Here is an 18,806-nt window from a genome sequence, read left to right on the forward strand (position 1 = left end):
GGGGAGGTCGGCATGACGGTCGCGCTGGCGCCCGCCCCGCTGTTCACGGGCAGCGATTGGGATTTTTCCCTCATCAACCGCATCCACGACACGATCGAACCGATAGCGCTCCAGGAAATGAAGCTGGACATCTATCCCAACCAGATAGAGATCATCAGCGCGGAACAGATGCTGGACGCCTATTCGTCCATCGGCATGCCGCTCTTCTACAAACATTGGTCCTTCGGCAAGCAGTTCGTGACCAATGAAATGATGTACCGCAAGGGGCTGCGCGGCCTCGCCTATGAGCTGGTGATCAACTCCGATCCCTGCATCAACTATCTGATGCAGGAAAACAGCGCGACGATGCAGACCCTGGTCATCGCCCATGCCGCCTTCGGACATAATCATTTCTTCAAGAATAATTATGTCTTCAAGCAATGGACCGACGCGGAGGGCATTCTCGACTATCTGGAATTCGCCAAGCGCTACATCGCCCAATGCGAGGAACGCTACGGCCAGTTGCCGGTCGAACGGGTGCTGGACGCCGCCCATGCGCTGATGAACCAGGGCGTCCACCGCTATCCGCGCGTCCGCCCAAGGGACTTGAAGGCGGAGGCGGCGCGGGAGGCGGAACGGCAGGCCTATCGCGACCGCATCTATGACGATCTGTGGCGCACCGTGCCAACCGGCGCGAAGGCGGACGCGATCCCCAGCGACGCCCGGCGGGCCGCGCTGGGACTGCCGCAGGAAAATATCCTCTATTTCCTGGAAAAGTCCGGTCCCCGGCTGGAAAGCTGGCAGCGGGAGATTTTGCGGATCGTGCGGCTAATCGCGCAATATTTCTACCCGCAGCGCCAGACCAAGGCGATGAATGAGGGCTGCGCCACCTACACCCATTATCGCATCATGACGACGCTGCACGAACGGGGCTGGATCACCGACGGCTCCTTCATGGAATTCCTGTCATCCCATACCAATGTCGTCTACCAACCCACTTATGATTCAGGACAATTTGGCGGATTCAACCCCTATGCCCTAGGATTCGGCATCATGTCCGACATAGAGCGCATCTGTCGCGAACCGACGGAGGAGGACCGGGAATGGTTCCCCGAAATCGCCGGATCGGGCGACGCGATGGAGGTGCTGAAGGACATCTGGGCCAATTACCGGGACGAAAGCTTCGTCTCGCAATTCCTCAGCCCCCATCTGATCCGGCAATGGCGGCTGTTCAAGATACTCGACAAGCAGGGCGAGTCGGAATTGCGGGTCGATGCCATCCATGATGAGCGCGGCTACCGGCGGATTCGCCGCTCTTTGGCGCGGGAATATGAAATCGGTCGGCAGGAGCCGGACATTCAGGTGGTCGATGTCGACCTGGCCGGGGACCGCAAGCTGATCGTCGAACATGCGGTGCTGGACGGCGTGCAACTGGATGCGGGCGATGCCACCATGGTGTTGCAAAATCTGGCGAATCTCTGGGGTTATGAGGTGCTGTTGAAGGAGGTCGACTCCGAAAGCCGCAAGGAACTGAAAAGCCACAGCGCGCAGCCCAATATGGCCTGGCTGCGCTGAACCGTTGCGCCTGGCGGACGGGAAAACGGCGTCGGCAAGATTCCATTTTCAATCGATGACGGGAAAGGCTAAGTTGTGCGGCGGTTTTTCGTGGGCGAAGTCGGATCTGTCGCTCGAAAGGCGGTGGAGAGGACGAGCCCTGCGACAGGCAGGAGTTCGATTCATGACGAATGCTCTTACGCCAGAAGAATGTCTCGACCGGGCCAGAATGCATGACCAGTTGGCGGCGACGACCGCGGATGCTTCGGCGCGCATGATGCACCAGGCGATGGCCGCCGAGTTCCGCCGCCGGGCCGAAACGGCGTCGAGCGGCATGAGGCAGACGGCCAGCAGGCCCATCATAGAACTGATGCCCAACGTCGCCTGACGGAAGCACGCCGCGTTCCTGCGTGGGCAGGAATCCAGTTCCGACATTTCAACCGGGTCTTTGCCTGCGCAGCAGGTAAATATCCATGATCCAGCCATGCTCCTTCCGAAGCGCGGCCCGCCGCCGGACGATGTCCGCCCCGACCTCGGTCAATGCCCCGCGCATGATCGACTCCTGCGGCAGTCCCAGATAGGCGCCCCACCAGATGTCGATCCCCTCGGCCGTCGCGGCCTGGAAGGCGCAATGGCCATCCAGCATGACGGCGAGGGTGTCGGCGCAATCCGGCCAGCCCCGCTCGGCGAGGCGCCTGCCGGTGGTGATCAGCACGGGTTCGGCAAGGTCATTGAGGCAGATGCCGTGGGCGGCTGTCAGCGCCTGTATGCTGGTGATGCCGGGAATGACGCGGACCTTCACGCCCGGCAGGCGCCCGGCGATGCGCAGGCTGCTGTCATAAAGCGACGGATCGCCCCAGACGAGCAGGGCAAGCCTGCCCCCGTTCGGAAGATGCCGGGCGATCTGCTCCATCCAGAGCGCGGCGATGGCGTCGTGCCAGTCGAGCACGGCGCCGACATAATCGGGCCGGTCCGCCCGCCGGGGCATGTCGAATTCCACGATCTTCACCGCCTGCGTCAGCAGTTCGGCGCAAATGGCGCGGCGCAGGTCGACAAGGTCGGACTTGGCGGCGCCCTTGCGCGGCAGCAGGATGAGGTCGGCGTCGTTCATCGCCTTCGCCGCGGCGCGGGTGAGGTGATCGGGATTGCCCGTGCCGATGCCGATAAGGTCGATGCCGATCATGAGGAGGCTTTCGAAGAGGGCGCGATGAGGTGGAAGAAACTGCCGGTGACGCGGCCGCGATGCGATCCCGTCGAGGGAACCGCCTGACCCTCCGCATCGGTCACATGGGCGAGTGGACTGTCCGGTTGCTCGACGATGGCGGAATAATGGAATTCATGGCCGTTCAGCATCGCTCCTGCGGGCATTCCGCCCATCGGCGCCAGCAAGCGGGCGCGGCGGTAGCCAAGGTGGAGCCGCCGTTCCGCGAAGCTGGTGACGAGGCCGAGCAGGCCGGCCATGGCGTGCGCTTGTCCGTCGGCATCGATCAGCGCCTCGCCCAGCACCATATAGCCGCCGCATTCGCCATGGATCGGGCGGTCCAGCGCGTGGCGGCGCAGGCCGGAAAGGAAATGGGCCGCCTGCGCGATCCGGCCCGCATGGAGTTCGGGATAGCCGCCGGGGAGCCAGACCGCATCGGCATCGGCCGCCGGGGCTTCGTCGGCCAAGGGGGAGAAGGGCAGGATTTCAGCGCCCGCATCGCGCCAACCGGACAGGAGATGCGCGTAAGTGAAGGAGAAGGCTTCGTCCCGGGCGATGGCGATACGCTGGCCCGGCGGCGCCAGGATCGGCATCGCCGCATGATTTTGCGGCGTGGCGAACCGCGCGGCGCGGCGGATGGCGTTCAGGTCCACATGGGTCGCGACGATGTCCGCCATGCAGTCGACAATCTGGTCGAGATCGGCCTGTTCGGCTGCCTGGACCAGACCCAGATGCCGCTCCGGTAGGCGGAGCGCGGCGGAGCGGGGGATCGCGCCCAGGATGGGGATGCCCGCCTCCTCCATCGCGGCGCGGATCAGCCCTTCGTGGCGCTGGCTGGCGACATGGTTGAGGACCGCGCCGGCCATGGAAATATCGGACCGCAGGTCGCGGAAACCGCTGGCGATGGCGGCGGCGGACTGGCTCTGGCCCGACACGTCCATGACCAGGAGGACAGGCCAGCCGAACAGCGCCGCGATGTCCGCGCTCGCCCCCGTGCCGGCTTCCCCGATAGCCGGGGCGCCGTCGAACAGGCCCATCACGCCTTCCGCGACGATCAGCTCTGCGTCGGCCCGGCCCGCAATGGCCCCCATCTGCGGTGCGGACATCGCCCAGCTATCGAGGTTGAAGGACGGGCGGCGGCTCGCCGCCTGCTGGAAAGCGGGGTCGATATAGTCGGGGCCGGACTTGAACGGCTGCACCCTGATGCCCAGCCGTGAAAAGGCCCGCAGCAGGCCGAGCGTGACGGTCGTCTTGCCCGATCCGGATCGGGGCGCCGCGATCAGAAGGCCCGGCGTCACGGCTTGTCGACGAAGGCGGAGTCGGCGCTGGCCGGTCGGAAACGGCGGTCATAGCCGGGCGCATAGAGACTGCTTTCCGCGAAATCCTGACTGCCCAGCACCGGGCCGACCAGAATGATGGCGGTCCGTTCGGGTCCGTCCGCAGCGGCTTCGCCGATGGTGCCGAGCGTCGCCCGCACGATCCGCTGATCCGGCCAGCTTGCGCGCCACACTACGGCCGCGGGGCAATCGGCGCCATGATGCGGGATCAGGTCGCGCACCACCTGGGCCAGGTTATGGATGGAAAGATGGATGGCGAGCGTCGCGCCGGTCGCGCCGAAGGCGGAGAGGCTTTCGCCCGGCGGCATGGCGCTGGCCCGTCCGGGCGTGCGGGTGAGGATCACCGACTGGCCGAGTTCGGGCAGCGTCAGTTCGGCGCCGATGGCGGCAGCGGCGGCGGCGAAGGAGGGGACGCCGGGCGTGACGCTGAAAGGAATGCCGATCGCTTTCAGCCGCCGAAGCTGCTCGCCCATGGCCGACCAGACGGACAGGTCGCCGGAATGAAGGCGCGCAACGTCATGCCCCGCTTGATGGGCATCGACGATGATGGCGACGATCTCGTCCAGGGTGAGCGGCGCCGTGTTGACGATCCGTGCCCCCGGCGGACAATGATCGAGCAAGGCGGCGGGCACCAGCGATCCGGCATAGAGACAGACCGGAGAACTCGCGATCAGGTCGCGCCCGCGCAGGGTGATGAGGTCGGGCGCGCCGGGACCGGCGCCGATGAAATGAACGGTCACGGGGCAGAGCTTTCGGCCAGGGCGCAGCTTGCGAAGCGGTCGGAAGAGAAGGCGCGGGGGGCAAGGAGGCGGCCCTTTTGCGTCAGGGCGGCGAGCGCCGTGGCTTCGGCGACGCTGCCGGCGCCATAGGCGGCCATGCTGGCGGGAGAGCGGGTGGCCACGGGCTGGTCCGCCAGCCTTTCCACGCCGACGGCGATGAGGGGAAGGGCGAGCTTGCGCGCCAATGGCGCAAGCTGCTGGGTCTTGCCGTCGAGGGTTGCCAGCGCATCCACGGCGATCATGCCGCCCGTCGCCCGCTCCAGCGCCGATTCCAGCGAAGCGAGCGACGCGCCGTGGCGGAAGCCGAAACCGGCGACGATCATAGCGTCACGCTCCACTGCACCAGCGGATAGGCGGAACGCCAGCCGCGACGGCTGCCCAGGGGCATCGCCTGCGCAAGCTCGATGCGAAGCAGGTCGCCGCCCTTGTCGGCATGCCACCGGGCAAGCAGCGCTTCGGATTCCAGCGTGACGGCATTGGCGACCAGGCGCGTGGGGCCGCCGGGCAGCGCGAACAATGCCGCGAGCAGGGACTGGCTCAGCCCTCCGCCGATGAAGACGGCCTCCGGACGAGTCCGGCCGGTCAGGATGTCGGGCGCCCTGCCTTCCATGACGGTCAGGCGGTCGACGCCCAGATGAAGGGCATTGGCGCGTGTCCGGGCGGCGCGGTCCGGATCGACCTCGAACGCGATGGCCTGGGTGGAGCCATGGGCGAGCAGCCATTCTATGGCGACGGAACCGCAACCTGCGCCTATGTCCCACAATGTCTCGCCGGGGCAGGGGGCCAGGGCGGACAGGGTCAGGGCGCGGGCCGGGCGCTTGGTGATCTGGCCGTCATGGTCGAACCAGTCGTCGGGGATGCCGCTGGCGCAGGGGAGCGTCCTGCCTTCGCCCGCCACGGACAGGCCGACCGCGACGGGATGGGCGATGTCCGCAAGGTCCGGCGCTTCGGCGGTGCACTGGCGGATGCGTTCGCGGGGTCCGCCCAGCGCTTCCAGCACATGCAGGATAGAGCCGCCGAAACCCTGTTCCGTCAGCCAGGCGGCAAGCTGTCCCACCGCCGGGCCATCGCGCAGCAGCAATATGGCGCGGCGACCGGGCGCGAGGCCGGGGCGCAACCGCGTCAGCGGCGCGGCGTGGAGGCCGTGGCATTCCACGTCCTGGAGCGCCCAGCCCAACCGCGCCGCGGCAAGGGAGAATGTGGAGGGGGCAGGATGCGCCGTCCATTCATCCGGCCGCAAATGCCGCGTGATGCTGCTCCCCGCGCCGAACCAGAAGGGATCGCCGGATGCAAGCAGGACGGTTGGGTCTCCACGGCGGGCGAGCAGCATCGGGACGCCGGCCGAGAACGGGACTGGCCAGGCCAGGCTTTCCGCCCTAAGGCCCGGCAGGAGCGCGAGATGGCGCGGCGATCCGGCGACGAGCGCGGCCCTCTCCAGCGCGTCGCGGGCAGCGGGCGACAGGCCATTCAGGCCGTCTTCCCCGATGCCGACGATCGTCAGCCACGGAGCGTCAGGAGTATCGGCCATGTCCAATATCCTCATTCTGGGCGGAACCACGGAAGCGACCGCGCTGGCGGCTGCTCTGGCCGAGCGGGGCATGCGCGCCGTCCTGAGCTATGCCGGGCGGACGGACAAACCACGGGCGCAGCCGGTGCCGGTGCGCGTCGGCGGCTTCGGCGGCATGGCCGGCCTTGCGCGCTATTTGCGGGAGGAAGGCGTCACCCATCTGGTGGACGCCACTCATCCCTTCGCCGCGACGATGAGCGAGCATGCCGTTGCCGCGGCGCGGGAAGCGGGGGTGAAGCATATCATGCTGACCCGCCCGCCATGGATCGCTGCGGAGGGGGACCGCTGGACCCATGTGCCTGACCTGGCAGGGGCGGTGGCGGCGCTGGCGGGAGCGAGGCGGAACGTGATGCTGGCCCTGGGGCGCATGCATGTGGACGCCTTCGCCGCGCAGCCCCAGCATCATTATCTGCTGCGCTTCGTCGACATGCCCGCTGCTGCGCCGGGGTTGCCCGACCATGCCTTGGTGATCGACCGCGGTCCCTTCACGGTGGAGGGCGACATGCAGTTGATGCGCGCCCATGGCATCGACTGCGTCGTGTCGAAAAATGCGGGGGGCAGCGGTGCGCAGGCCAAGCTGGCCGCAGCGCGGACGCTCGGACTGCCGGTCGTGATGATCGGGCGTCCGGCCTGCCCGGCCGCGCTGGTGACGCATGAGGTCGCCGGGGTGCTGCAATGGCTGGGTCATGCGGCGGAACGGGGCGTATAGAGGATCGGCGGGCCGGAGCGATCGATCAGCCGGGTGCGGCTGGAACCGACGATCACCATGGTGCGCATGTCGGCCATGTCCGGCGTGGCCCGGCTCAACGGCACGACGCGCAACATTTCCTCCGGCGTGGAGACGGCGCGGGCGAAGAGGATGAGCCGGTCCTCGCCGCATTCCTCGCGCAGGATCGCCAGCGCCCGCCCGAAACCCTCCGGCCGGGAACGGGAACGGGGATTGTAGAAGGCCATGGCGAAATCGGCCTGCGCCGCGAGGCGCAGGCGGCGCTCGATCAGCGGCCAGGGCTTCAGATTGTCGGACAGGTTGATGGCGCAGAAATCATGGCCGAGCGGCGCGCCCGCCCGCGCTGCGGCGGCGAGCATGGCGGTGATGCCGGGCAGGACGCGGATGTCGAGGTCGCGCCAACCCTCCGGCCCTGCCTCCAGTGCCTCGAACAGGGCGGAGGCCATGGCGAAGACGCCCGGATCGCCGGAGGAAACGATCGCCACCCGCTTGCCCTGGGCGGCGAGGGTCAGGGCATGGACGGCGCGGTCCAGTTCGACGCGATTGTCCGACGCGTGGAGCGTGAGGCCGGGCCTTTGCGCCACCCGCGCGACATAGGGGATATATCCGATGACGTCGGTCGCCTGCGCCAGCGCATCCGACACCTCCGGCGTGATGAGCGCATCCGCCCCTGGGCCCAGACCGGCTGCCGCGACCCAGCCGGTCATGGGCGGCGGCCCTGCCCGTGGACCAGCAGGATAGAGAAATAGGGGGCGGCGCCGGTCGCCTGCGCCAGCGGGACGATGCGCTGATCCGCCATGGTCGCATATTCGACCAGCCAGGCGCTGTCCTGCTTGCCTGCCGCTTCGACGGCGCGGCGCAGCTTGGGAAGGTTGCGGCCGATCTTCATGACGACCAGGGCATGGCTTTCATGGATGCGGCGGACCAGTTCCTCTTCCGGAAGGGTCGCCATCAGCACCGTCAGCACATCGTCGCCCCAACCGATCGGCGCGCCGCTGGCGGTCCAGGCGCCGGACATGCCGGTGATGCCGGGGACGATCTTCACCGGCCCGGCGAGGCGGCTGTGCAGGTGCATGAAGCTGCCGTAGAAGAAGGGATCGCCTTCGCAGAGGACCACCACATCCTCTCCTCCTGCGGAAAGCCCGTCCAGATACGCGGCGCAATCGGCGTAGAAGGCTGAAAGCAGATCGTTGTAGCGCGGATCGGACAGCGGGATTTCCGTCGTCACCGGATATTCCATCGCGAATTCGACGGCATCGGGATGCAACATGCCCTCCACGATGCCGCGGGCATGACCCGGCCTCCCCTTCTTGCGGAAATAGGCGATGTGCCGGGCGTCGCGGATCAGCCGGTCGGCCCGGACGCTCATCAGATCCCGCGCGCCCGGTCCCAGGCCCACGCCATGGATGGTCCCGCCCATCATTCCGCTGGACTCGCTATCGCATTGACCGCCGCGACCGTGATGGCGCTGCCGCCCAGGCGGCCCTCGACGATGCAGCAGGGGACGGGCTGGCTCTGCCAGAGCGCCTGCTTCGATTCCGCCGCGCCGATGAAGCCGACGGGACAGCCGATGATCGCGGCGGGACGGGGACAGGCCGGATCTTCCAGCATGTCGAGCAGGTGGAAGAGGGCCGTCGGCGCATTGCCGATCGCCACCAGCGCGCCCCCCAGATGTGGCCGCCAGAGTTCGAGTGCGGCGGCGGACCGGGTGTTGGACATGCGCGCCGCCAGCGCGGGCACCTGCGGATCGTTCAGCGTGCAGAAGATCGGATTGGCGGCGGGCAGGCGCTTCAGGGTTATGCCCTCCGACACCATGCGCGCGTCGCAGAGGATCGGCGCGCCCGCCCGAAGCGCGGCGATGGCGGCGAGGGCGAAGGAGGGGGAAAAGCGGATATGGGAAGCGAGGTCGACCAGTCCCGCCGCATGGATCATGCGGACGGCGATTCGTTCCTCCTCGGTCGAGAAGCGGGCGAGATCGGCTTCGGCGCGGATGGTGCGGAAGGACTGCCGGTAGATGGCGGCTCCGTCGGTTTCGTAGCTATGGGGCATCAGGGCCTTCCGAAAAGGGCGAGGACTTGTCGGGCGGTGAGGCCGGTCTTTTCCGGCGGCGATCCGGCGCGGGCGTTGCGCGACAGGTCGAAGCGGCCCTGCCGGCCGGTAAGGACCAGCTTGGCGGTTCCCTGGCGGGCGCAGCCCTTGGCGCAGCCCGAAACATGCAGCGACCCTTCGACAAGGGGCGCGAGCCGGGAAGCGAGGCCGCGGGTCTCGACGCTTGCCTGCGGGCATGCGGGCGCGCCGGGGCAGGCATCGACGCGCAGCAGGCCGTCCGGGGGGGCGTGACCGGCGCGTTGCGCGCCGCCTTCCAGGATCAGGCCGCGCCATGGCGTCAGGCGCAGGGCGGCGACGTTCCGTTTCCGCGTCAGCGCGATGAGGCCGTCGGCGTCAATCTGGCCGAAGGGGACGGCGTGGAACGGCCCGGATGCGCTGGCTAACACCTGGGAAAGCGCGCGGGATGGCGCAGGCGCCATTTCAGCGGCCATCGGCAGCGGCGCGCCATGCCTGGCTGCGCGGCCCGATGCCGCGCCGCCCGTGGCAAGGAACCAGCGGACAAGCGCGATCAGGTCGCTCGCCGCCGTTTCGACGCTGGTGGGCGAGCCCATGGGGCGTCCCTCCACCCGCAACAGCAGCGCGCCCGCCTGGCTTCGTTCGAAGCGAAAGTCAGCGGGAACCCCCGCGAGGCAGGGGGCAGGCCCCGCGTCGATGGCGATCCCGATCTTGGAGGGAAGCTGGGGCAGGTCGTCGAGATGGGCGATCAGGCGGAGCACGATGCTTTCGCTGTCGTCGCCGGGCGAGGAATCCGGCGCGAGCAGGAAATTGCGACGCACTTCGCGGGCCGGATCGGCATCAGCGAGGCCAAGGGCGACGAGCTGCCGGAGCAGCGGGCCGTGGCTTTGCTCCGTCACGCCGCGAAGCTGAAGCGCGGCCCGGTTGGTGAGGTCGATCAGGCCGTTGCCGTGAAGGCGGGCGGCTTCGGCAAGGGCGATGGCCTGCGGGACGGCGAGGCGGCCCTGCGGGGGACGGACCCGCACCAGCAACCCGTCGCCCGCCATCATCGGGCGCCATGCCGTCGGACACCAGCCGCGAATGGCGGCGGACGATGCGCTGTGCGCGTCTGGCAACGGACTTCACCTCCCACATCGCAACGACGACCGGAGGATGCTTCCCCCAGCCGCATTCGTCGCCCGTGCGGAGAACCGAGCCGTGACCATCCCCTGGACCATGGCTAGAGCGACCCTTGCGTTCGGCAGGTCTCCTGGCTTGCGGGTCACAGCTTCGGCAGGGGCCTTCCCGGATTGCTCCAGTGGCTGGCCGCCCGCTCGGGAGGCCGTCCTTGCCTTGCTCGCCGCTCACAGTTGCAGGGACAGCCGCGGATTAGGGAGCATCCTCCCGCACCGCGTTCCCATTTAAGCCCCTTGCGGGGCACCGACGCGATCGATGGAGCGGGCAGGGCCCGTTCCAAGGCTGCTCATAGGCGGAGAGGAAGGGAAAGGGAAGAGGCCTTCAATCCCCCGCATGCGGGAGGGGAATTGTCAGCGAGTCACTATCGTCGAATGCCAGTCCGTCCGATGTTCCCAGCCGCGCCTTTCCAGTTCCGGCGTCGCCTCCTCGCTGACCGGATAGCCCAGGCACAGCAGGCCAAGGCATCGCCAGTTTTCCGGAATGGCGAGCATCGCGTCCACCGTCGCACGATCCAGTATCGACACCCACCCCATGCCGATACCGCGAGTCCGGGCGGCGAGCCAGAGCGTGTGGATCGCCATCACGCAGCTATAGCGCCGCGCCTCCGGCATGGTGATCGCGCCCAGCCTGTGGCCGGTTTCCGTGCCTTCGTCGCAATAGACGGCGAACAGCACCGGCGCTTCGCGCAGGCCGTGCAATTTCAGGCTGCGGTAGAGCCTGTCCTCCTCCCCCTCGTACATCTTGCCCGCCTTGGCGACCTGGGCGTCGACATGGACGGCAAGACGCTCGCGCAGGGCGGGCGTTTCGACGCGGACGAAACGCCAGGGCTGCGACAGCCCGACGGACGGCGCGCTGTGAGCGAGGGCGAGGAGCCGTTCGACCTCGCTCTCCTCCAGCGGATCGGTCAGGAAATGGCGCACGTCGCGGCGCAGGTGGACCAGTTCCTCGAAGGCGGCGATGTCGAAGGCGGTGCGTGTCAGAATTCGATTCCCGGCTGGGCCTTCACGCCGCTGCGGAAGGGATGTTTGACGAGGGTCATTTCAGTGACGAGATCGGCCGCCTCCATCAGCGCGTCGGGCGCGTTGCGGCCGGTGATGATGACATGCTTCATTTCGCCCCTGGCGGTCACGGCTTCCAACACCTCTTCGACCGGAAGATAGTCGTAGCGCAATACGATGTTGAGTTCATCGGCAAGGACCATGTCATAGGCCGGATCGGCGATCATGCGTTTCACCTCATCCCATGCTTCACGGGCGAGGGCAATGTCCCGCGTCCGGTCCTGCGTGTTCCAGGTGAAGCCTTCGCCCATGGGCTTGAATTCGACATTGCCCGGAAACGCATCGAACACCCGTTTTTCTCCGGTGGTCATCGCGCCCTTCACGAACTGGACGACGCCCACCTTCCGGCCATGGCCGATGGCGCGGACCACCATGCCGAGCGCGGCGGTCGTCTTGCCCTTGCCCTTGCCGGTGTGGACGATCAGCAGGCCTTTTTCCTGCGTCTTGGTCGCCATGATCCTGTCATGGGCGGCCTGTTTCTTCTTCATCTTTTCGGCATGTTGTTCGGGCGTGCGCTCGATCATTGCGGGGCATCCTTGAGTTGGGAGAGAAGCATGGCGGCGCTGTTCGACCGGGGTTTCCAAAGGGCGCGGTCCAGCGCTTCGCGGAGGCGCGCGGCGGTCTCCCGCAGGGCTGCCGGATTGGCCTCCGCCATGAAGGCGCGGACCGCCTCATCCTCTATGAAAGCGGCGTGGACGGCGTCGAAATGATGATCCTTCACCGCATGGGTCGTGGCGGCGAAGGCGAAGAGATAGTCGACGGAGGCCGCGATCTCGAACGCGCCCTTGTAGCCGTGGCGCATCATGCCCGCGATCCATTTGGGGTTGGTGACGCGGGCGCGGACGATGCGGCCGATCTCATCCTCCAGCGTGCGGACGACGGGGCGATCCGGGCGGCTGTGGTCGTTATGATAGCTGAGCGGCCTCCTGCCGGAGAGATGCTCGACCGCCGCGGCCAAGCCCCCTTCGAACTGATAATAATCATCGCTGTCGAGCAGGTCGTGCTCGCGATTGTCCTGGTTCTGGATCAGGGCGTCGGCCTGGGTCAGGCGCTTCGCGAAGAGGCTGCGTTCGGCATCGCCCTCCACGCCGCCGCCATAGGCATGGCCGCCCCAGTCGAGATAGACGTTCGCCAGGTCGGCGCGGTCGTGCCAGATCTTCTCGTCGATCATCGCCTGGAGGCCCGCGCCATAGGCTCCGGGCTTCGAGCCGAAGACGCGGCTGCCGGCGCGACGTTGAGCCGCCTTTTCGGGAATGCCCTCCGCGATCAACGCGGCGGTTTCAGCGCGATGGCGGGCTGCGGCGGGGTTGTCCTCTTCCGGCTCGTCCAGCGCCATGACGGCGCGGGCGGCGCTGTCGATCAGGTCGATCTGTTCCGGGAAGGCGTCCCGGAAGAAGCCGGAGACGCGGAAGGTCACGTCGACGCGAGGACGGCCCAGTTCCGCGATCTTCATGACCTCGAAACCGATGACGCGGCCCGAAGCCCAGTCCCAGCGCGGACGGACGCCCATCAGGGCCAGCGCCTGCGCGATGTCGTCGCCGCCGGTGCGCATATTGGCGGTGCCCCAGGCGGACAGGGCGATGGCGCGGGGATAGTCGCCCTCCCGCTGGAGATAGTCCTGCACGATGAGGTCGGCGGAGCGCTGGCCGAGATTCCAGGCGGCGACGGTGGGTACGGCGCGGGTGTCGACCGAATAGAAATTGCGGCCGGTGGGAAGGACGTCCGGGCGGCCCCTGGTCGGCGCTCCGGATGGGCCGGGAGGGACGAAACGACCGTCGAGGGCTTTCAGGAGCGCGGTTTTTTCAGCTTGCCCGCAGGCGTCGACGCGGGGGGCGAGGTCTTGCTCGATCACGGTGAGAACCGCTGCGGTTCTTTGCAATGCCCAGTCGTCGTCCCCGCGAAGACGGGGATCCATCTCCTGAATGTTCCGCTTGGGGCTGCTTATGGGAGATGGGTTCCCGCTTTTGCGGGAATGACGGTCCATCAATTCAATGGCGTAGAGTTCGAGCCGTTCCACCGTATCCCCGGTGGTACGCCACGGGGCAGAGGTGACGTGCCAGAGCGCTTCCGGTCGAGGGCCGGTCCACGGCGTCCCCATGATGCAGTCGAGCGGATCGAAGCCCAACTCAAGATCATGCGCCAAGGCGCGCAACAGTGATTGGCGGCCTTCGTCCAACCCTCTGGGGCAGCGGGCAAGGGCGATCAGCAGGTCGCGGCGGAGAGCGCCCTCCGGGCTGCGGGTGAAGACATGCAGCCCGTCGCGTATCTGCATTTCCTTAAGGTCGCACAGATAGTTGTCGATCGCTGCCAAGGCATCGTCTCCGCTTCCCTGCACCCCTGCATCCTTGTCCAACCCTTGCGAGGCGGCGAGGGCGAGAATGTCCTTGCGCAGCGTTTCCAAGCGGCGCGGGTCCATGCCGGCGGCGAGATAATATTCGTCGACCAGCGCCTCCAATTCTTTCAGCGGGCCATAGGTTTCCGCGCGGGTCAGCGGGGGCGTCAGATGATCGACGATGCAGGCGCCGATGCGGCGCTTCGCCTGGGTGCCTTCGCCGGGGTCGTTGACGATGAAGGGATAGATTTGCGGGATCGGCCCGGCGCAGATTTCGGGAAAGCAGTTTTCCGACAGCCCGATCGCCTTGCCCGGCAGCCATTCCAGATTGCCGTGCTTGCCCACATGGACGACGGCATCGGCGCCGAAATCGCCGGCCAGCCAGATATGGAAGGCAAGATAGGCATGGGGCGGCGGCAGCGCCGGGTCGTGATAGCTGCTCCTGGGATCGACATGATAGCCCCGCGAAGGCTGGACGGCGAGCGCGATATGGCCGAAGCGATGCACCGGCAGGCGGAATGCCCCGTCGCGGAAGAAGGGATCGGCCTCGGGCGCGCCCCAGCGGGACCGGACGGCTTGGCGGACCCCTTCGGGCAGGGTGGCGAAGGTCGCGTCATAGGCCTGGAGCGGGAGGGCGACTTCGCCGGGACCATCCGGGGCGGCGTTGGTGATGCCGCCCGTCATGCGCTGCATGAGCGCGGCGCCGTCGGCAGGGGCTTCGCCGGTCCGGTAGCCCGCTTCCGACAGGGCCTTCAGAATGGCGGCGGCACTGGCGGGCGTGTCGAGGCCGACACCGTTGCCGATGCGGCCATTTCTGTTGGGATAGTTGGCCAGGATCAGGGCGACCCGCCGTTCGTCTACTGGCGTTCTTCGCAGTTTCGACCAGTTTGCAGCCAGTTGGGATACGAAGCTGACACGATCTTGCAGAACCTGGGGCACGACGATGCCGCATTGCGTGCGCTCGTCGAACCGCGCCGCGGCCTTGAAGGCGACTGCACGGGTGAAGAGGCGGCCGTCCACTTCGGGCAGCGCGACATGCATGGCGAGGTCGCGAGGGCCAAGCCCGCGGGCGCTGGATTCCCAGGCGCCCTGGTCCACGCTGGCGAAGATCGTCTGGAGGATCGCGCAGTCCGCCTGTTCGAGGATGGAGGGCGTGCGCGGCTCGCCCGGCGCGCTGGCGGCGAAGGCGGTGGCGTTGAGGATGACGTCCGGCGGCGCTTGCGCCATCAGCCCTTGCAGGAAATCACGGGCGAAGGGTTCCCGCAAGGCGCGCACATGGACGGGAAGGACGTTGAGGCCCGCCCCCTCCAGTCCTGCGATCATGCCGTCCACGGCGTCCAGCGTGCCAGCGATCATCAGGGCGCGGTAGAAGAGGAAGAGAGCGGTCGGCTGCCCCGCCTTCCACCTGTTCCTGACCTGATCCAGCGTGGGTCGATCGCTGCCGGGCAAATAAAGGCCGGCGTCGGCCACCGGAACCGGCGCATCGGGAACGCCCGCGTCGAAGCCGGCAAGGCGGGCGGCGTTGCGCAGGAAGGCGACGGCGTTGGCGATGCCGCCCTGCCGCAGATAGTCGCGCAGGAGGTCGCAGCTCTCCGCCGCGACGGTGGATGCGGCGGAGAGTTCTGGATCGTCCTCTCGCCCATCGGCGATCGCCGCGAAGGCTATGCCCCTTTCCCGGGCGATATTCGCAATTTCTTCAATGCCATAGGGCCAATAGCTCTTGCCGCCCAGCAGGACGACGCAGACGAATTTGGCGTGGGCGACGACCTTCTCGACATAGAGATCGACCGAATAGGGATGTTTGAGCTGGAGGAGGTTGGCGAGGCGGATTTCGGGCGCCGCTCCGCCCAGTTCCTGCGCCAGGACATGGGCGGCGCTCGCGAAACAGGCGAGTTCGCTGTCCGCCACGGTCAGCAGCACGATATCGCCCGGCGACTGGCCGAGGTCGATGGCCTCCTCGCCGTTGGAAACGGCGCCGGGCGTGGCGGTCAGCAGATGCATCAGGCGGCGGCCATCCGCGCGCCGAGCGCGGCTTCTATGGCGGCGCGGTCCATGCCGCTCTGGCCGATCACCACCAGACGGGACGTGCGCGGCTCGCCGGCCTGCCAGTGCCGGTCATAATGATGCTGGATGCGGGGGCCGACGGCTTGCAAAACGAGACGGGCCGGGCGCCCTTCAATGGCAAGGAAGCCCTTGACCCTCAGAATGTCGTGCGCGGCGATGCTCCGCGCAAGCGCCGCCAGCAGCGGTTCGGGGCCGGCCAGTTCGCCCAGGTCGACGATGAAGCTCTCGAAATCGTCATGGTCATGCTCCTCCTCTCCGTCATGGTGCGAGGGGCGGTCATCGATCCCGTCCTCCGCCCCGGCGTCCAGGCCCAGCAGTATCGCCGGATCAATCTCTCCCCTCGCCGTGCGGAGGATGCGCACGCCGGGACGGATTTCCCCGGCCAGTCCCTGCTCCAGCGCGGCCAGCCGGTCCGCCGCGACCAGATCGGTCTTGTTGAGCAGGACAAGGTCGGCGCAGGCAAGCTGGTCCTCGAACAGTTCCTCGATGGGGCTGTCATGATCCAGCGTCGGGTCGGCCGCGCGGGCGGCGGCGAGCGCCGCCTCGTCATGGGCGAAGCGGCCCGCCGCCAGCGCATCGGCGTCGATCAGGGCGATCACGCCGTCGACCGTCGACCGCGTCCGGATGTCGGGCCATTGGAACGCCTTGACCAGCGGCTTGGGCAGGGCAAGGCCGCTGGTTTCGATGATGATGTGATCGGGCGGGGTAGGCCGGTCGAGCAGCTTCTGCATGGTCGGCAGGAAATCGTCGGCCACGGTGCAGCAGATGCAGCCATTGGCCAGTTCGATGATGTCCTCGTCCGGGCAGGCTTCGTCGCCGCAGCCCTGCACCAGCGCGCCGTCGACGCCGACATCGCCGAATTCGTTGATGATGAGGGCGAGGCGACGACCGCCCGCATGTTCGATGAGGTGACGGATCAGCGTGGTCTTGCCGGCGCCCAGAAAGCCGGTGATAACGGTGGCGGGGATCTTCTTCATGCGGGATTTCCCTGTGCTTGGTGGCCGGCGATGGAGGCGACCTCGATCTCGTCGAAACCTCTCCAGCGGTAGATGGCCCAGCTCAGCAGCCAGCAGGCGGCGAACAGGCCGATGATGACGAAGCCCAGGCTGTTGAAATGATCGCCAAGGTCGGCGGCCAGGGTCCATGCGCCGCCGCGGAGGCCGAGCCTGTCGCCCAGCAGCGCCGCCGCCTCGATCCCGCCGATGAGCAGCGCGACCAGCGCCGACGCCAGCGTGATGGTGATGTTGTAGTAGAGCTTGCGGATCGGCTTCACGAACGCCCATCGATAGGCGCCCATCATCAGCGCGCCGTCCGCCGTGTCGATCAACGCCATGCCCGCCGCAAAGAGCAGGGGGAAGATGAGGACGGTCGCGATGGAAAGGCCGCTGGCCGCCTGGCCGGCGGACAGGCCCAGAATGGCGACCTCCGTCGCGGTGTCGAAGCCCAGGCCGAAGAGAAAGCCGAGCGGCGCCATGTGCCAGCTTCGCGTCACCAGCCGGAAAAGCGGCCGGAAGAGGCGCGACAGAAGACCCCGGCTGCCGAGCAGCATGTCCATGTCTTCATCGACATAGGCGCCGCCCCTTCGAACATGGTTGAAGGTCTTGAGCACTGATCGCAGGATGATCAGGTTCATCGCCGCGATGGCGAAGAGGAAGGTTGCGGACACGATCGTCGCAATGGTGCCGCCAATGGCTCCGGCGGCCTCCACCCGGCTCAGCGCATTGGCTGCGAAGGCGATGAGGACAGCGGCGATCAGGACGATGCCGCTATGGCCGATGGCGAACCAGAAGCCGACGGCAAGGGGCTGCTGGCCATCCTGCATCAGCTTGCGGGTCGCATTGTCGATGGCGGCGATGTGATCGGCATCGACGGCATGGCGAAGGCCCAGGCTCCAGGCCAGCAGCGCCGTGCCCAGCATGACGGGGTCGCCGGCGAACATGGCGAAGGCCGCGATCCAGGCGGCCAGATTGGCGGCGAGGAGCCCGGCGAACATGCCGGCGGCGCGGCGGCGCAGGCGGCCGGACGGCGCATGAGACGATATGGTCATAGGGACGATCCCCGTCGGCGTCTGCGAACCGGACGGAAGCCGCCTGCATGCCGGACGGACGCTCTTGCGCCCAGCATGCGGACAGCAGCTCCCGCTGCGTGAAGCGTCGCTCAGACGGAGGACCGTGCCGCGGCCATCCCCTGGACCATGGCAAGAGCGACCAGACGCAGGCAGGTTTCCTGGCTCGCGGGTCACGGCTTGGCGCATGGCCTTCCCAGGCCTCGCATGACTTAGCGTCCGGCCCAGTGGCTGATCCTGCCGCATGTGCGGAGGATCGCTATGCGTCTCGCTCGCCGCTTACAGTTGCAGGGACAGCCGCGGATTCATCACCGCATTCCCTATTAAGCCCCCTGAAGGGGCACCGGCGCGATCATGAAGGCCGGCCGAAACCGGCCTTCATGGGCGTGCATAGAGGCTGGGCGAGCAAATGGGAAGAGGAGCAATGACGACTTCTTCCGTCGGGCAGGGCCAACGCGCCGCTCCCGGCGAGGCGCTGGAGGCTTACGGCTCGCAGCGCCGGGGACGACGATCCTATTTCAATGCACCTCCGCCCTCAGCCGTTCGACCAGCTTTTCGATCTCCCACGGCTCCAGCACCCAGGTTCGCGTCTTGCGGCCTTCGCGATGGACCGGCTGGGTCAACAGGATGCGCGCCTGTTCCTTCGCATGGGGCTTGAAGATCGCGAAATGCTGGGCGCAATCGCGGATCGTGCCGATGATCGGCGCCTTGCCGTCCAGGTCGATCATGGTGGCGGGCTGGTCCCAGGGCATGTTCAGCATGACGTCTTCCATTCTTCTATGATCGGCGCTGCAACTCGCTTGATCACCGGCGACCATAGCGGCGGATCGGCCGCCTGTATCGCCCAAAAACAAGGGCTCAACTGTCACTTTTCTGGTTTGCTCCTGGACAGGAGGCGGGCGA

18 protein-coding genes and 2 riboswitches are annotated in these 18,806 nt (G+C 67.3%); of the genes, 3 read left to right on the forward strand and 15 right to left on the reverse strand.

Annotation, left to right across the window (positions count from 1 at the left end; translation table 11 throughout):
- Nucleotides 1–12: 12 nt before the first annotated feature.
- Together SIDU_RS12000 and SIDU_RS12005 are read left to right on the forward strand one after the other, a co-directional pair.
- The gene (locus SIDU_RS12000) at nucleotides 13–1,554 is read left to right on the forward strand and encodes a SpoVR family protein (RefSeq protein ID WP_007686061.1); all 1,542 of its coding nucleotides are present in this window, start codon (nucleotides 13–15) and stop codon (nucleotides 1,552–1,554) included.
- A gap of 163 nt (nucleotides 1,555–1,717) precedes the next feature.
- Nucleotides 1,718–1,921 (forward strand): hypothetical protein, encoded by a 204-nt coding sequence (locus tag SIDU_RS12005; RefSeq protein ID WP_013053898.1) that lies wholly within the window; start codon nucleotides 1,718–1,720, stop codon nucleotides 1,919–1,921.
- 48 nt (nucleotides 1,922–1,969) lie between these two features.
- Here SIDU_RS12005 and cobF read toward each other — a convergent pair whose 3' ends face one another.
- Genes cobF through SIDU_RS12030 form a run of 5 tightly spaced genes read right to left on the reverse strand, consistent with a single transcriptional unit; the run spans nucleotide 1,970 to nucleotide 6,378 of the window.
- Nucleotides 1,970–2,716, reverse strand: coding sequence for a precorrin-6A synthase (deacetylating) (cobF, locus tag SIDU_RS12010; RefSeq protein ID WP_007686059.1), 747 nt, complete (start codon nucleotides 2,714–2,716; stop codon nucleotides 1,970–1,972).
- Complete coding sequence (locus SIDU_RS12015; RefSeq protein WP_007686058.1) at nucleotides 2,713–4,032, reverse strand: cobyrinate a,c-diamide synthase; 1,320 nt, start codon at nucleotides 4,030–4,032, stop codon at nucleotides 2,713–2,715. The genes cobF and SIDU_RS12015 overlap by 4 nt, the downstream gene beginning before the upstream one ends.
- Nucleotides 4,029–4,811, reverse strand: coding sequence for a precorrin-4 C(11)-methyltransferase (gene cobM / locus SIDU_RS12020; protein WP_007686057.1), 783 nt, complete (start codon nucleotides 4,809–4,811; stop codon nucleotides 4,029–4,031). Before cobM ends, SIDU_RS12015 begins: the two co-directional genes overlap by 4 nt.
- Nucleotides 4,808–5,173, reverse strand: coding sequence for a cobalamin biosynthesis protein (locus tag SIDU_RS12025; RefSeq protein ID WP_007686054.1), 366 nt, complete (start codon nucleotides 5,171–5,173; stop codon nucleotides 4,808–4,810). The genes cobM and SIDU_RS12025 overlap by 4 nt, the downstream gene beginning before the upstream one ends.
- Nucleotides 5,170–6,378: a bifunctional cobalt-precorrin-7 (C(5))-methyltransferase/cobalt-precorrin-6B (C(15))-methyltransferase gene (locus tag SIDU_RS12030; RefSeq protein WP_007686052.1), complete on the reverse strand. Its 1,209-nt coding sequence runs from the start codon at nucleotides 6,376–6,378 to the stop codon at nucleotides 5,170–5,172. Before SIDU_RS12030 ends, SIDU_RS12025 begins: the two co-directional genes overlap by 4 nt.
- On the opposite strand from SIDU_RS12030, the gene SIDU_RS12035 reads away from it, so the two are divergent.
- The gene (locus SIDU_RS12035; RefSeq protein ID WP_007686051.1) at nucleotides 6,377–7,126 is read left to right on the forward strand and encodes a cobalt-precorrin-6A reductase; all 750 of its coding nucleotides are present in this window, start codon (nucleotides 6,377–6,379) and stop codon (nucleotides 7,124–7,126) included. The two genes, SIDU_RS12030 and SIDU_RS12035, sit on opposite strands and share 2 nt — an antisense overlap.
- Here SIDU_RS12035 and cobJ read toward each other — a convergent pair.
- From cobJ to SIDU_RS12085, 10 genes are all read right to left on the reverse strand, one after another.
- Nucleotides 7,102–7,851: a precorrin-3B C(17)-methyltransferase gene (cobJ, locus tag SIDU_RS12040; RefSeq protein ID WP_007686049.1), complete on the reverse strand. Its 750-nt coding sequence runs from the start codon at nucleotides 7,849–7,851 to the stop codon at nucleotides 7,102–7,104. The genes SIDU_RS12035 and cobJ overlap by 25 nt on opposite strands.
- A complete protein-coding gene (gene cobI / locus SIDU_RS12045) occupies nucleotides 7,848–8,567 on the reverse strand; it encodes a precorrin-2 C(20)-methyltransferase (RefSeq protein WP_007686047.1) in 720 nt (239 codons plus the stop codon). The genes cobJ and cobI overlap by 4 nt, the downstream gene beginning before the upstream one ends.
- Complete coding sequence (locus SIDU_RS12050) at nucleotides 8,564–9,193, reverse strand: precorrin-8X methylmutase (protein WP_007686045.1); 630 nt, start codon at nucleotides 9,191–9,193, stop codon at nucleotides 8,564–8,566. Before SIDU_RS12050 ends, cobI begins: the two co-directional genes overlap by 4 nt.
- Nucleotides 9,193–10,257, reverse strand: coding sequence for a cobalamin synthesis protein CobG (locus tag SIDU_RS12055; protein ID WP_007686044.1), 1,065 nt, complete (start codon nucleotides 10,255–10,257; stop codon nucleotides 9,193–9,195). Before SIDU_RS12055 ends, SIDU_RS12050 begins: the two co-directional genes overlap by 1 nt.
- 172 nt (nucleotides 10,258–10,429) lie before the next feature.
- A riboswitch (cobalamin riboswitch) is annotated at nucleotides 10,430–10,647 on the reverse strand.
- Between the two features lie 87 nt (nucleotides 10,648–10,734).
- The gene (gene bluB, locus SIDU_RS12060; RefSeq protein WP_218847698.1) at nucleotides 10,735–11,364 is read right to left on the reverse strand and encodes a 5,6-dimethylbenzimidazole synthase; all 630 of its coding nucleotides are present in this window, start codon (nucleotides 11,362–11,364) and stop codon (nucleotides 10,735–10,737) included.
- Nucleotides 11,361–11,966 carry a cob(I)yrinic acid a,c-diamide adenosyltransferase gene (gene cobO / locus SIDU_RS12065; protein ID WP_007686040.1) on the reverse strand — a complete coding sequence of 202 codons (606 nt, stop codon included), beginning with the start codon at nucleotides 11,964–11,966 and terminating at the stop codon, nucleotides 11,361–11,363. The genes bluB and cobO overlap by 4 nt, the downstream gene beginning before the upstream one ends.
- Nucleotides 11,963–15,775, reverse strand: a complete 3,813-nt coding sequence (cobN, locus tag SIDU_RS12070; RefSeq protein WP_007686038.1) for a cobaltochelatase subunit CobN — start codon at nucleotides 15,773–15,775, stop codon at nucleotides 11,963–11,965. Before cobN ends, cobO begins: the two co-directional genes overlap by 4 nt.
- Nucleotides 15,775–16,815, reverse strand: a complete 1,041-nt coding sequence (cobW, locus tag SIDU_RS12075) for a cobalamin biosynthesis protein CobW (RefSeq protein ID WP_007686037.1) — start codon at nucleotides 16,813–16,815, stop codon at nucleotides 15,775–15,777. The genes cobN and cobW overlap by 1 nt, the downstream gene beginning before the upstream one ends.
- Nucleotides 16,812–17,885: a HoxN/HupN/NixA family nickel/cobalt transporter gene (locus SIDU_RS12080; RefSeq protein ID WP_007686035.1), complete on the reverse strand. Its 1,074-nt coding sequence runs from the start codon at nucleotides 17,883–17,885 to the stop codon at nucleotides 16,812–16,814. The genes cobW and SIDU_RS12080 overlap by 4 nt, the downstream gene beginning before the upstream one ends.
- A 152-nt stretch (nucleotides 17,886–18,037) precedes the next feature.
- Nucleotides 18,038–18,264, reverse strand: a riboswitch (cobalamin riboswitch).
- 157 nt (nucleotides 18,265–18,421) lie between these two features.
- Complete coding sequence (locus SIDU_RS12085) at nucleotides 18,422–18,664, reverse strand: hypothetical protein (RefSeq protein ID WP_013053883.1); 243 nt, start codon at nucleotides 18,662–18,664, stop codon at nucleotides 18,422–18,424.
- Between the last annotated feature and the right edge of the window lie 142 nt (nucleotides 18,665–18,806).

It is taken from the genome of Sphingobium indicum B90A, assembly GCF_000264945.2.
In the GTDB taxonomy this organism is placed as follows: Bacteria; Pseudomonadota; Alphaproteobacteria; order Sphingomonadales; family Sphingomonadaceae; genus Sphingobium; species Sphingobium indicum.